A 14,070-nucleotide genomic window follows, 5' to 3' on the forward strand; every position below is an offset into this window, starting at 1 on the left:
TTATTTAAGCGGACAGGTTGGGCTTAAGTATAAATTTTAAACACAAACTTTTTGAGAATTCTTTGCAACGAAATTCTTGTTAAAACACAAGAATTTCAAAGTTTTAACCTATATAGTACGGCAATCTCTGCCGTGCATAGGATTAAAAGAGATATAACAAACACGCTTTTTTACTACGCAGTATAGATCAAAATGTAAATGTTTTTAAGAAATCTTTTATTATAAATAGTAATATCTCTTTTTTTTGTATTCTATTTTTTACTCTTAGTCATAAGGCTAAAAAAATTTTAGAAATATACACTAATCTTTTAATTTATTATCAAGTATTGCATTAAAAATTAAATTAGAAATAAATTTATTTTAAAATATTTTTAATCACTTTTACTTTGACTAAATTTAAAAAACATCTTAAAATTAATAATATTCCTTAATAAAAAATGCTAAAGTTTAAAAAAATAACCTTCACAAAACCTAGTGTTTATGGAGATTAGAATGATTAAAGAACGATATTTATAATTACTTTAATTGTTCTTATTCTTGTAGCTAATTTAATCAAACAATAAAATATGTTAAAACCTTACTTAATCAATCTTTAAACACAAATTCTTACTAGGCTTTGGTAGAGAGTTTAGCCTAGATCAAATCTCACCCCAAAATAAAAATCTAATTTAATTAAACTTATTTTATTAATGAAAAAAGCTCTTAATATAAAATATCGAATTTAAGTATAAGAATTTTATAAATATTTAAATTTAAAAATCTCTCTTAAACTAAGAGAGATTGATAAAAATTAAATTTTCACATTAGGATCATAAGAAAAATTAGGTTCAATTTGTTTTTTACTACTTAATTCTTTATACCAATAAGAATGTAAAATATAAACCTCTTCTTCCTCTTTATAACCACTAATCATAGAATGGATACTGCCTTTGATTGCAAATACTGCCATATAAATATGCACACCAAAAAATACTGCACATATTATTCCTAAAAAATTATGCACTATAGCTGAAATTCTTAAAAGTTCAATTTGAGTTAAACCAAAAAGACCTTGGATTTTTATGGAATTAAAATCAAGAAAATACATAAATCCACCTGTAATTATCATCAAAAATCCACCAAAAACAGCAATATAATACCAAGATTTTTGCCCAAAATTAAATTTACCTGCGGGCACTGGGCGTTTTATTTTACTCAAATAACCTCCAACTATCATCATCCATCTAATATCATAACTTGCAGGAAGCATTCTTTTAATCCACCATAAAAACATAGGGATAATAGAAATAATAAATAAAATAGTTGCAAAAGCATGTAAATTTTTACAAACCCTTACAAAAACTCCGCCACCAAAAGTTGCCCCAAACATCATCACAAAACCTGTTGGCACTAAAATCACCCAAGAAATCGCTGCAACAAAATGAAACAATCTTTCAAATAAAGTAAAAGCATAAATTTTCTTTCCATCATGAGAAAATTGTTTAGGACCTATAACCATATAATGCAAAGCAAATGCAGCCAATACAGCAATAACAGCGATCAAAGCTATAGTAGCTATGTATTCACCTTGTAAAGTTGTCCAAAGTTTACCAAAAGTATCATAATTTGGGATATTTGTAATACGATGAAAATCCCAAATTTGGGTATCTTGTCCCATTCTTTCACTACCATAAGCAAATAAACTTACTACGCTTAATAAAAGCATTATAAATACTTTTCTCATGAGCGTTCCTTTCCTGTGTAAGCAATCTTCCATTCTAAACTTTCTGAAGGATTTGAAATTCCATAATTTCTATTTATAAGTCTATTATGATAAATCTCTTCAATTTTAGAGCTTTCACCCACTAAAAGTGCCTTAGTTGAACACATCGCTGCACATACAGGAACTTTACCTTCTGCAATACGATTTTGCCCATAAAGCTCTCTTTCTTTTTCTGAATTAGTTTCTTCAGGACCTCCTGCACACATAGTGCACTTATCCATAATACCTTTATTTCCAAAAACACTATCTTTTGGAAATTGTGGTGCCCCAAAAGGACAGGCGTAAAGACAATACCCACAACCTATGCAAATTTCTTTATCATGTAAAACAATACCATCAGCACGGATGTAAAAACAATCTACAGGACAAACGATAGAACAAGGAGCATCATCACAATGCATACAAGAAATGGAAGTTGAAACCTCTTTTCCTTGAATTCCTTCATTTAAAGTAATCACACGACGACGACGAATGTGAATAGGAAGCTCATGTGCTTCATCGCAAGCTACTGCACAACCATTACAATCAATACAACGTTCGTTATCACAAAAGAATTTCAAGCGTTCTTTTTCTAAATTTGCAAAATTTATCTTACTCATTTTCCATCCTTACTGATTCTACAAAGCCCACCTTTAGTTTCTGGAATCTGACACATAATGTCATAACCATAATTTGTTACCGTATTAGCACTTTCTCCACTTGCATAAGGCTTGGTTCCTTTAGGGAAATTATGTGTTAAATCAACTCCTTGCATGATCCCTGTAAAATGAAAAGGTAAGAAAATCATATCTTTTGCTACACCTGGATTAACTTTCACTCTAACATGAATTTTAGTTCCTTCTGGAGAATGAACCCAAATCATATCTCCTGCTTTAATATCTTGCTCTTTTGCTAACTCAGGATTGATCTCACAAAACATTTCAGGTGTTAAACGTGTTAAATACATAGACGCTCTATTCTCCATACCTGCACCATTTAAATTTACAAGTCTTGCAGTAACAAGATTAAGTGGAAATTCTTTAGAATAATCCTTAGCTTGTTGCACAGAAATAAATTTAGTATCTACGCGGTAAAGTGCTTTTTGATCTTCAAAACTAGGATATTTTTGCACCAAATCATTTCTTGGAGAATGAAGCGGTTCGCGGTGAAGTGGAATTTTATCTTTAAAGGTCCAAACCACAGCTCTAGCTTTAGCATTTCCATAAGGAACTATACCTTTTTCCATGCACTTAGTTACAATAATATTGCTATCATCATAAGACCAAGTAGAACCCATTTTAGCTTTTTCTTCTACACTTAAAGTGATGCCTAAAACTTTTTCTATATTATCTTTAGTGATTTGTGGATAACCTGTATTAATAGGCGAATTTAAAGGTGCATTTTTAGCCAATAGGCTTTCGCCTTCATACTCAAGCCCAAAGTTATTTCTAAAACCCATACCACCTTTTGCTACTTCAATATCAGTATTATAAAGTACAGGAGAACCTGGATGTTTATCACTCCAACAAGGCCAAGGAAGTCCATAATATTCGCCTGAAACTTCATCTTTACCTTCTAAGGTTACCTCATCAAATTTATCCCAATATAAAGTATGTTTTTTAAGTCTTTCAGGACTCCAACCATTAAGTCCTATACTTCTAACTGCTTTAGCAATTTCTCTTGTGGCATTTTCAGGCCAAATAATTTCACCCTTTTCATCACGTAAGGTTTTAGTAAAATCTTCATAAAAACCGAGCTTTTTGGCAAGTTCAAATAAAATTTCTTGATCTTCTTTACTTTCATAAAGTGGATCTACAACTTTAAATCTCCACTGTCCACTGCGATTTGTTGCTGTTACACTTCCACTTGTTTCAAACTGCGTTGCTGCAGGCAAAAGATAAATTCCATCTTTTCTTTCTGCAATAATCCCTGCTTCATTCACAAAAGGATCGGCTAAGACAAGAAGTTCTAAAGCCTCCAAACCTTCTTTTACTTTAGCTTGCTGTGCAGTTGAAGTGATACCATTTCCCATAACCACTAAAGCTTTTAAAGGCGTTCCTGCATTATCAATAGCATCATTACCATCTTTACCATTTAAAGCTGCTGCCCACCATCTAGCTAGTGAAAGTCCGGTTTTATGCATCCAATCTTTACTTACGAAATTTCCTAAAAGCCACTCATAATCCACACCCCAAATTTTGGCATAGTATCTCCAAGTTGCTTCATTTAAAGGATAATAGCCAGGTAAATTTTCACTCAAACATGCCATATCAGAAGCACCCTGAACATTGTCATGCCCGCGTAAGATATTGACTCCACCACCAAATTTACCTATGTTTCCAAGTACCATTTGCACAATAGGTGCTAAACGTGTATTTGAAGTTCCTACGGTATGTTGAGTTAAACCCATAGCCCAAATAAGTGTAGTTGGTTTATTTTTAGCTACTTCATGAGTGATTTGTACTAAAAGTTCTTTTGAAATTCCTGTGACATTTTCTACTTCTTCAGCTGTCCATTTTGCTGCTTCTTCGCGAATTTTATCGATTCCAAAAACTCTTTCATCAAGATATTTTGTATCTTCTAAACCCTCATCAAAAATGATTTTTAACATTCCATACATAAAGGAAATGTCAGTTCCTGGACGAATTCTTGCATAAATATCTGCTTTTGCTGCACTTTTTGTAAATCTAGGATCTACAACGATAAGCTTTGCACCTTTTTCTTTTGCTTTTAAAAAATGCCTAAATCCCACAGGATGATTTACTGCTGGATTTGCTCCAATGATAATGATACATTTACTTCTTTGAATATCTCCAAGATGGTTTGTCATAGCGCCATAACCAAATGTATTCGCCACACCGGCGACTGTTGCGCTGTGTCAAATTCTAGCTTGATGATCTACATTGTTCGTTCCAAAAAATGCTGCAAATTTTCTTATGTAATAAGCTTGTTCATTATTAAGCTTTGCAGAACCTAAAAACATAACACTTTCAGGATTTTCTTTACGATAAATAGCTAATTTTTCTCCGATCTCATTTAAAGCTTGTTCATATGAAATGCGTTTCCATTCTCCATTTTCTTTTTTCATAGGATATTTTAAACGCACATGCGAACGCACCATATCGATCATATCAGATCCTTTACAGCAGTGCCCACCTGAACTTATAGGATGATCTTGAGCGATTTCTTGACGCACCCAAATACCATTTTGCACTTCTGCAATAATTCCACAGCCTACAGAACAAGCTGTACAAACTGTTTTTACTTTTTTACTGCTTTCATACGCTTCTTTAAGCTCATTAACACTCGCTTCTCTTAAAGTTTCACTTCTAGCAAGCAACGGTGTTGCTAGGCTTGAAAGTGCTGCCATTTTAAGAAAAGAACGACGCGTAAGCTTGATATTTTCACCTACACTTGACATTACTCAGCCTTTATATAATAATTTTCCCAATTAGCACTTCTTTGAAAAAGCACTTCTTTTTTCTTACTTTTACCTTTAACCAAATCTTTTCTTTCTTCATCTTTAGCTAGAGCTAAAGTCGTGCTACCAAGCACTCCAGCAGCCCCTAAGGCAAAAGCGGATTTTTTAAGAAATTCCCTGCGATTTTTCACGAGTCCTCCTTTGTTTATTTGCTTCTCTTCTTAAAAATTCTGAACGCGATAGATCGTTTTGCACTTTTTTAGAATTTATTTTTGCAGGTTTTTCCACTTCAAAGCAAAGTCTTTCAAATTCCATAAAAGCCGATGCAATACTTGCAATTTCCTTATATAAATTCGCATTTTTATTCATGAAAACATCGCCTAAAAACTCATCAATGCTTTTATTGATCACTTTTTCAAAAAGCTCTTTGACTAAATCATCTTCATTTTGCCTTAAAAATTCACTCATCAACAATAAACAAAATCCGACACTATCTTCACTTTCTTTAAAAAATTTTTCATTACGTCTTATTTTACTTTTGACTAAAATTTGACGCACGCAAAGTAAAGGATTTGAATTTTCAAAACCTTCTTCTATATAAGAAAAAGTTGTTGGAATGCTGTTTTTAAGACTTAAAAAAAGCAAATCATATTCTTTAAAAAATGCTTGTATAGAATTTTCATCATCTAAATGCTTAAGCAAGATATCAAAATTTGATTTTAAATTTTCATCAAATAAACATTCTTGCATTGTCTTTAAATACTCTTGTAATTTTGACAATCTTTCTTCAGAAAATGAAAAAACAAAAAGCTCTCCTAGACATTGATAATAAAGACTTCTAGCTAATCTTAATTTTTCCAAATCCATTAAAGCCCCCATGCATTCAAAATTTTCAAAAATAGCTTTAAATTTTGCTTGAATGAATATTATGCAAAATATACCTAATATTCATTTTAAAGCCGATTTTTAAATCGATTTATCTTAATACTATTTGATTTAAAAATCACTGAATTTCAATAAAATTCCACAAGGATTTAAAATCTTAAAAAATCATATCAAATTATTGAAAATTAGATATTTGAGTTGATTTTATATTTGAAAAAATAAAATACTTTGCATAAAATTTATGTCTTTGATTCTCTTCCAAGTAAAATCAACATTTTATGCAAATTATAAATAATACTAATTTCTTAAAGAATAATCCTTATAAGAAAATTCTCTTATCATTTGAAGTTCATTTTTATGGTCCAAAAGCATGAGATTTGGAAGTCTTATGCCATTAAAAGTTGTGTTTTTCACAATGGTGTAATGAATTTGATCTAAAAAAACGATTTTATCACCAATCTCAAGCTTTTTATCAAATGCATATTCTCCCATTACATCACCCGCTAAACAAGTATTTCCAGTAAGCAAATAGGAAAATTCGTTTTCTTTTAAATCTGAAATTTTTTCATTTTCTCTTGTAGCTAAAATTCTAGCGTTTAAAACTTCACTTGTATAAGGCATGATGATAGTATCTGGCATATGTGCTTCGCTTGAAGTATCTAAAATGGCAATTTGTTTTTCATTTTCTATGATATCTACTACGCTAGCGACCAAATTTCCTGTTTGCCAACCCACCGCTTCACCTGGTTCAAGATACACTTGTACGTCATATTTATCACTGAAATTTTTACACAAAGCAATAAGTTTTTCAACATCATAGCCTTTTTTGGTGATGTGATGTCCTCCTCCAAAATTCACCCATTTCATTTGCCCTATCCATTTGCCAAATTTCTCTTCAAAAGCTTTTAAAACAGCTTCTAAAGCATCAGCACTTTCTTCACAAAGTGCGTGAAAATGAAGTCCTTCTATAGCATTTAAATCCACATTTTCAAAATCTTTAGCACGAATTCCAAGTCTTGAGTATCTTCCACAAGGATTGTAAAGTTCTTTTGGGGCTAGAGAAAATTCAACATTGCAACGAAGACCTAAGGAATTTTTTTGTGTTTTGGCTTGAAATTTATAAAATTGAGCTAAAGAGTTAAACACTATATGATGAGATAAACTGGCTATTTCATCTATTTCATCTTCTTTAAAAGCAGGCGAATAAGTATGAATTTCTTTATCCATGTATTCTTTAGCAAATTTTGCTTCCCAAAGTCCGCTACAAGTACAACCTTTTAGGTATTCTCCGACAATTTTCATCGCTCCTGAAAAAGCAAAGCCTTTTAAGGCCAAAAGCACTTTAGCACCGCTTTTTTCACTTACACTAGCTAAAAGTTCACAATTTTTTCTTAATTTATCTTCTTCTAAAATATAAGCTGGGGTTTGAATTTTTTCATAAAACATTATTTTTCCTTGATTAAATTGCTAAAATCATAACAAAATTAAACCAAATTTTCAAAATAAATATTTACTAAAACTAAAAAAATAATGACTATAATATAAAAAATCAAGCAAAAGGAAAAACTAATGAATAGAAGAAATTTTTTAAAATTTAATGCACTCACTCTAGCAAGCATAGGTGTAGCCTATGCAAATCCTATGCATGATATGCACTCCATGCATAAAAATCATTCTATAAATCATGACTTGGATACTTCTTTTATCAACTTTGCTCCAAAAAATTTAAAACTTTTAGATCCAAAACAATTTCCCCAAGGAGAAATTTTAAAAGCCTTACCTTTGCTCAAAAATGAAAGTAAAGAAAAAAATATTTTTCGTGCTACCCTAGAAATCAAAGAAAATCATATAGAGCTTATTAAAGGTAAAAAAACCTTATTTTATACTTACAATGGCCTAGTGCCTGCTCCAAAAATAGAAGTTTTTGAAGGAGATAAACTTGAAATTTTAGTCAAAAACAAACTCAAAGAAACTACAACTATACATTGGCATGGCGTTCCTGTGCCACCTGATCAAGATGAAAGCCCACATGATCCTATCTTAGCAGGAGAAGAAAGAATATATCGTTTTGAAATTCCTCAAGATAGTGCAGGAACTTACTGGTATCATCCACATCCTCATTATACCACTTCTAAACAAGTTTTTATGGGTTTAGCGGGGGCTTTTGTGATCAAAGCAAAAAAAGATGCTTTAAGTCATTTAAAAGAAAAAGATTTGATGATTAGCGATTTGCGTCTTGATGAAAACGCTCAAATTCCAAACAATAACCTAAATGATTGGCTAAATGGTAGAGAAGGAGAATTTGCACTCATCAATGGACAATTTAAACCTAAAATCAAACTCGCCACAAACGAACGCATACGCATTTATAATGCTACTGCGGCAAGATATTTAAATTTACGCATACAAGGAGCTAAGTTTATACTTGTTGGTACTGATGGTGGACTTATAGAAAAACCTATTTATAAAGAAGAACTTTTCTTAAGTCCTGCTTCTCGTGTAGAAGTTTTAATCGATGCTCCAAAAGATGGAGAGTTTAAGCTAGAAAGTGCTTATTATGATAGGGATAAAATGATGGTAAAAGAAGAACCTAATACTCTATTTTTAGCTAATATTAGCCTAAAAAAAGAAAATTTAGAACTTCCAAAAAATTTAAAAATTTTCAAACCTTCAGAAGAACCTAAGGATTTTAAAGAAATAATCATGAGTGAAGATCATATGCAAATGCATGGCATGATGGGAAAAAATGAAAGCGAATTAAAAATCGCCCTTGCGTCTATGTTTTTAATCAATGGCAAAAGCTACGATCTAAAACGCATTGATTTAAACTCCAAGCTTGGAGTAGTTGAGGACTGGATAGTAATAAACAAATCTCACATGGATCATCCTTTCCATATACACGGCACGCAATTTGAACTCATCTCATCAAAACTCAATAACAAAGTTCAAAAAGCTGAATTTAGAGCCTTAAGAGATACTATAAATGTGCGTCCTAATGAAGAATTAAGACTTAGAATGAAACAAGATTTTAAAGGACTCAGAATGTATCATTGTCATATTTTAGAACATGAAGATTTAGGAATGATGGGAAATTTAGAAGTAAAGGAATAAAATGGTAAAAGTAGAATTTTTAGGCCCCATAAATAAAGAAAATTTAGAGCTTGAAGTAAAAAATTTAAAAGAATTAAAAGAAATTTTGCAAAAAGATGAGAGTTTAAAAGAATGGCTAGAACTTTGTGCTGTATCTTTAAACGATGAAATCATTTTTGATGAAAACACTAAGTTAAAAGATGGTGATAAAATAGCACTTTTACCGCCAGTTTGTGGAGGCTAAATGGAACATTTTACACTTTATCAAGGCTCTTTAGATATTCCTAAAATTTATAGCCAATGGTATGAATTTGCTAAAGACAAAAATTGCGGTGCTTTGCTGACTTTTTGCGGTATTGTGCGTGAAGAAGGAGGTATCGAGGCGCTTAGTTTTGATATTTATAAACCGCTTTTAAAAAAATGGTTTGATGAATGGCAAAAAAGAGTGGATTTTGATGGTATTACCTTGCTTTTTGCTCACTCTATAGGCGATGTGGCGGTACATGAAAGCTCGTATTTTGCAGGAATTTTAAGCAAACAAAGAAAATTAGGACTTAAACTTCTTAATGAATTTGTTGAAGATTTTAAAGCAAGCGCACCCATTTGGAAGTATGATGTGATAAACAAAGAAAGAATTTATGCCAAAGAAAGATCAACCAAACTTTGCGGTACAGGACTTTTAAAAGGATAAAAAATGTTAATGTCTTATGAAGAAAGTTTAAAAATTTTACACTCTCATATCAAAACTTATGAAAAAATTGAAAAAATAGCTCTTACAGAGTGTTTAGAACGTATTTTAGCTCAAGACATAAAAGCGCCTAAAAATCAGCCCGAATTTCCAACTTCAGCTATGGATGGTTATGCGATCAAATTTGAAGATCAAGATAAGCCTTTAAAAATTTTAGGCTTCACACCTGCAGGCACTATGCCACAATTTAGCGTGCAAAATGGCACTTGTGTAAAAACCTTTACAGGTTCACTTATGAGTAAAGGAAGCGATACTTTAGTCCCTGTTGAAAACGTACGTATGGAAAATGATACCCTTTTTATAGAAAAAAAAGTTCCTAAAAGCTTTGCGGTTAGAGAAATTGGAGAAAATTATAAAAAAGATGAAATTTTACTCAAAAAAGGCACAAAGCTAAATTATAGTGAAATAGCTCTTTTAGCTGAACTTGGATTTTTTCATATTAGTGTGTTTATAAAACCGATTATAGGGGTTTTAAGTAGCGGGAGTGAGATCAAAGATCTAGGAGAAGCTTTGGAAAATCCCGCTCAAATCCGCTCTTCGAATCATATCGCCATAGCTAATTTAGCTAAGAAATTAAATTGCGATACAAGAATTTTTCCGCTTTTAAAAGATGATGAAAAAGCTACCTTTTCCACTCTTGAAAATGCTTTGCAAAGTTGCGATATTTTAGTTACGACAGGTGGGGTTTCTATGGGGGATTTTGACTTTTTAAAAAAAGCTATTAAAGAATATGAAATCATCATCGATAAAGCCGACATAAAACCGGGTAGACATATCAAAATAGCTAAGGCTAATGAAAAATTCATTATCGCCTTACCTGGTTTTCCTTACTCAGCTATGGTAATGTTTAATCTTTATGTAAGAGAAATTTTAAACTCTTGGTTACTTCAGTCTAAAGATTATACTTGCAAAGCCTTTTTACAAGGAATCTATAAGAAAAAAACACCTTATTTAGAATTTGTAGCTTGCAACATAGAATTTGAAAATGGACGTATTTTAGCAAATTTAGAAGGCAAAAAAGAAGGTTCAAGTGCAATTATAAATAACCTTAACAACAAAGCTGCACTAATGATAGTACCAAAAGAATGCGAAATTTTAGAAAATGAAAGCTTAGTAGATATTGTTTTTATGCCTTAAAAGGTATAAATTTAGGCTAGCTATATCAATAGTCCTTTCTCATCACAAGTAAATATCTAGGGCTTGTAATTTATATCTTAATAATACCCAACGCACATACTCTCAGTGATCTTAATACGCTTTTCAAGAGGAGCTGGGCTAAAAAAATGGCATTTTTCTATATAAATATGCTGATGATAATTTAGCCCTAAAAAATCATAAAATTTTTTTAGATTAACAAATTTAATCCCACAAATCTCCTTAAGCTCTAAAAGTTTATAAATAGAAGAATTATTTTTTTCCACTAAATGAGAGGGGGCTAATCCAGTAAAAGAACAAAAAGCACTTGCCAATACAAAACCATTTAAACCACTACATTGCCTTAAAGCTTGCTGATGTTTTTCTAAAATGCAATTTCTATGCAAAAATATAATTCTTGTTCCTTGATATCTGCCTATTTCTACATTTTTCCAAAATTTATAAGCATTTTTTGAAATTCCAGCAAAACGATGGAATTCAGCGTTTAAAACATAATGATCTAAAAATTCATTAGGAGGTAAAATTAAACTTTTCATCGCTGCTAAGACTAAAGCTAAAAAGCTCTTTAGTCTTCTTTATTTAAATTTTCTTTGGCTTTATTAGGAAGCTTAGATAAAAAATTACTTAAATTAAAACTAACTCCTTGAGTTTTTGCTTCTTCAAGTAAAGCCACTGCAGCCTTTGTATTAAATGGAGAAGACCCATCATATGGAGCAAAAAGATGATCTGTTATTGCTAGAGCATAAGCGGATTTTTTCACTTCTTCACGAGCAGCATGAGGAGCGCGAACAAAACATATACTTTCAATCAAAATATCATCAAAATTCCAACGATGCAACAAAAATCCTAAGAAAGAAATATGATCTACACCTAAAAATTCATTCTCTGCTAAAGCAAGATTTTCATTTTTATTTAAAAAAGCTAAAAAATCCTTATCCTTATGATTTTGTATAAGAAAATTTGAAAAAATAACAATACCAAGTCTTAAAAGCATTGCACAAGGAACTAAAAGATGAGAAAGTTTTTTATCTTCATCATTGAGCCAATTTGTGATAAAAGTTGCCTCTTCGTTACAATTTTTTAAAAAAATTTGAGTATCCAAACCATATGGCGAAACATCTATTTTAAAACTATCTCTAATAGAATCAGCAGTAACTATATTGATGATATTTCCAACACCTAATAAAGTAATCACTTGATTTATAGTTGTAATTTCTCTTGTAAAACCATAATAAGGAGAATTCGCAAGTTGCAAAAGCTTAGCCGTCATCAATGGATCACTTGAAATAATTTCAGCAACTTTCATAGTTTCTATATTTGAATTAGCCTCGCTCATATATTTTCTTAACTTGCTTACAGTATCAGGTAAAGGTGGTAAAACTTCGACGCTTTTTAATAAAAGCTCGTTCATATCTCCGATCATATTTAATACATCCTTATTTAATATTCAATGTTCTTCATAGATTTACAATTATATCTAAAATTTAATTTACTTATTGCACAAAGTGAATACATTTAACGCTTGATTAAGTATAGCTAATTTATAGATAAAATATCTAAAAAATACAAAATCAAAAATTTTAAAATTTTATCTAGAATATAAAAACTAAAAAAATACACTTTTAAATTTATTTTAAATATATTTTAAAAATACCACAAAAATATTTACAATACTTCATATAATTTTACCCTCATTAAATCAATTTTTTATATAAAACAAATTTTAAATTTAAATTTTATAATTATATAATAATTAGTATTTAATTATACTTTAAGTTTAAATATTTTAATATTCCGCTATTTTATTGTTTGTATTTTATATTATTTTTAATTATATAATACATAAATACATAGGACAAATTATAAGGGAGGAAAATTTTATGAACAATTCGCATAATGGCGGGGGGGGGGGATTAAAGAATCCTGTTTAAATTCTAAAAAGATAGTTTTATTTTTAGCTACTATTTCTTTCTTAGCGAGTTGTGCTAATGCTACATTAAATTCTGAAATAAAAACTGTATGATGAAGCAAATAAAAATCTTAAGGCTAGATCAGCAAGTGTTTATAGTTCTCAATCTAGTAGTAATACTACTATAAACGGATCTTTAAATTCTACTCATACCATAAGTGGCACTGACAATACTCTTGTTATAGGAAGTAGTGGGACTATACAAATAAGCTCTTCTGGTCCAGCCTTAAATTTTGCAGGAGGTTCTTCAACTTCTAATTTTACAAATAAAGGATTATTAACAAGCAAAAGCGATGCAGCAACCATAAAAATAGGGGAAGCAAGTGGTGATAACGGTGCTACCATAGAAACTTTTATTAATGAAGGTATTATAGGCGATAGTAGTAGTTCTAAATTTGGTATTAAAATATGGAAAGGTTCTACTATTGATAATCTTACTAATAAAGGAACAATTCAAAGTAGTAATAGTGCAATTGATAGAGAGTTCTATATTAAATTTTGATAATTCAGGAACTATAAGTAGTAACAAGGGTATAAATTTAAGTCAATCTAATGCAACTATAGATAATTTTAGCAATTTTGGAACCATATCAGGCTCAGAAGTAGCCATAACTACAAGTGGTAAAATAAATACTTTCACTAACCAAGGTTTAATTCAAGCTACTGGCAATGGCAGGTGGAGCAATGGCATGTGGATAAGTGCATCAGCAACATTAGACACTTTTACTAACACTGGAACCATACAAAGTAGCGGTGAAGATGGAATAGTAATGAAAGGAACTATAAATAATTTTACTAATTCTGGAACCATTAAAAGTACGGGTTCACTTGAACCTTCCACGGATGATACAGTTTCATCAGGTATGTTTTTACAATCTGGCACAATAAAAACCCTTACCAATGAGGGTTTAATTTCTGGCATTGTGGGCATAAAAATAAGCACTAGTAAAATAAACACTCTTATTAATACTGGAATCATAGAATCAACTAGTTCTAATAGTCTTGCTGCAGGTATTAGTATCGCAACTCTTAGTGGTAGTCCTTCTACCATCAATAATTTC

General features: G+C 31.0%; 13 protein-coding genes and 1 pseudogene. 5 read left to right on the forward strand and 9 right to left on the reverse strand.

All coding sequences use genetic code 11. From position 1 onward, the window contains the following. Positions 1-790: 790 nt before the first annotated feature. The 6 genes from ACOTU8_RS08490 to nspC form a co-directional block, all read right to left on the reverse strand. Positions 791-1,723 (reverse strand): formate dehydrogenase subunit gamma, encoded by a 933-nt coding sequence (locus tag ACOTU8_RS08490; RefSeq protein ID WP_422342523.1) that lies wholly within the window; start codon positions 1,721-1,723, stop codon positions 791-793. Further along, positions 1,720-2,361 (reverse strand): formate dehydrogenase FDH3 subunit beta, encoded by a 642-nt coding sequence (fdh3B, locus tag ACOTU8_RS08495; protein WP_422342524.1) that lies wholly within the window; start codon positions 2,359-2,361, stop codon positions 1,720-1,722. Before fdh3B ends, ACOTU8_RS08490 begins: the two co-directional genes overlap by 4 nt. Continuing rightward, positions 2,358-5,162, reverse strand: coding sequence for a formate dehydrogenase subunit alpha (locus tag ACOTU8_RS08500; RefSeq protein ID WP_422342525.1), 2,805 nt, complete (start codon positions 5,160-5,162; stop codon positions 2,358-2,360). The genes fdh3B and ACOTU8_RS08500 overlap by 4 nt, the downstream gene beginning before the upstream one ends. Next, entirely contained in the window at positions 5,162-5,353 is a 192-nt protein-coding gene (locus ACOTU8_RS08505; RefSeq protein ID WP_002851537.1) for a twin-arginine translocation signal domain-containing protein, read from the reverse strand. The genes ACOTU8_RS08500 and ACOTU8_RS08505 overlap by 1 nt, the downstream gene beginning before the upstream one ends. After that, positions 5,328-6,041: a TorD/DmsD family molecular chaperone gene (locus tag ACOTU8_RS08510; RefSeq protein ID WP_406611474.1), complete on the reverse strand. Its 714-nt coding sequence runs from the start codon at positions 6,039-6,041 to the stop codon at positions 5,328-5,330. Before ACOTU8_RS08510 ends, ACOTU8_RS08505 begins: the two co-directional genes overlap by 26 nt. 303 nt (positions 6,042-6,344) lie before the next feature. Continuing rightward, the gene (nspC, locus tag ACOTU8_RS08515; protein ID WP_422342526.1) at positions 6,345-7,493 is read right to left on the reverse strand and encodes a carboxynorspermidine decarboxylase; all 1,149 of its coding nucleotides are present in this window, start codon (positions 7,491-7,493) and stop codon (positions 6,345-6,347) included. Positions 7,494-7,616: 123 nt separating this feature from the next. Here nspC and cueO point away from each other — a divergent pair, with 123 nt between their 5' ends. From cueO to ACOTU8_RS08535, 4 genes are read left to right on the forward strand one after another with little or no spacing between them, the layout of a single operon-like run. Further along, the gene (gene cueO, locus ACOTU8_RS08520; protein ID WP_422342527.1) at positions 7,617-9,158 is read left to right on the forward strand and encodes a multicopper oxidase CueO; all 1,542 of its coding nucleotides are present in this window, start codon (positions 7,617-7,619) and stop codon (positions 9,156-9,158) included. A gap of 1 nt (position 9,159) precedes the next feature. After that, on the forward strand, positions 9,160-9,381 hold the full coding sequence (locus ACOTU8_RS08525) for a MoaD/ThiS family protein (RefSeq protein ID WP_002779488.1): 222 nt from the start codon (positions 9,160-9,162) through the stop codon (positions 9,379-9,381). Further along, a complete protein-coding gene (locus ACOTU8_RS08530; RefSeq protein WP_422342528.1) occupies positions 9,382-9,828 on the forward strand; it encodes a molybdopterin synthase catalytic subunit in 447 nt (148 codons plus the stop codon). Between the two features lie 3 nt (positions 9,829-9,831). After that, positions 9,832-11,022 (forward strand): molybdopterin molybdotransferase MoeA, encoded by a 1,191-nt coding sequence (locus ACOTU8_RS08535; protein ID WP_422342529.1) that lies wholly within the window; start codon positions 9,832-9,834, stop codon positions 11,020-11,022. A 77-nt stretch (positions 11,023-11,099) separates the two neighbouring features. On the opposite strand, the gene cheQ is transcribed toward ACOTU8_RS08535, so the two are convergent. The 3 genes from cheQ to ACOTU8_RS08550 form a co-directional block, all read right to left on the reverse strand. Next, the gene (cheQ, locus tag ACOTU8_RS08540) at positions 11,100-11,576 is read right to left on the reverse strand and encodes a cheVAW transcriptional regulator CheQ (protein WP_422342530.1); all 477 of its coding nucleotides are present in this window, start codon (positions 11,574-11,576) and stop codon (positions 11,100-11,102) included. A gap of 29 nt (positions 11,577-11,605) precedes the next feature. Next, positions 11,606-12,463 (reverse strand): cheVAW transcriptional regulator CheP, encoded by an 858-nt coding sequence (gene cheP / locus ACOTU8_RS08545; protein WP_422342531.1) that lies wholly within the window; start codon positions 12,461-12,463, stop codon positions 11,606-11,608. Positions 12,464-13,156: 693 nt separating this feature from the next. Further along, positions 13,157-13,354, reverse strand: coding sequence for a hypothetical protein (locus tag ACOTU8_RS08550; protein WP_422342532.1), 198 nt, complete (start codon positions 13,352-13,354; stop codon positions 13,157-13,159). A gap of 122 nt (positions 13,355-13,476) precedes the next feature. Here ACOTU8_RS08550 and ACOTU8_RS08555 point away from each other — a divergent pair. Next, a pseudogene (locus tag ACOTU8_RS08555) lies at positions 13,477-14,070 on the forward strand (hypothetical protein); the annotation flags it as partial.

Origin of the sequence: Campylobacter jejuni (genome assembly GCF_049221745.1) — a bacterium.
GTDB classification, from domain to species: domain Bacteria; phylum Campylobacterota; class Campylobacteria; order Campylobacterales; family Campylobacteraceae; genus Campylobacter_D; species Campylobacter_D jejuni_E.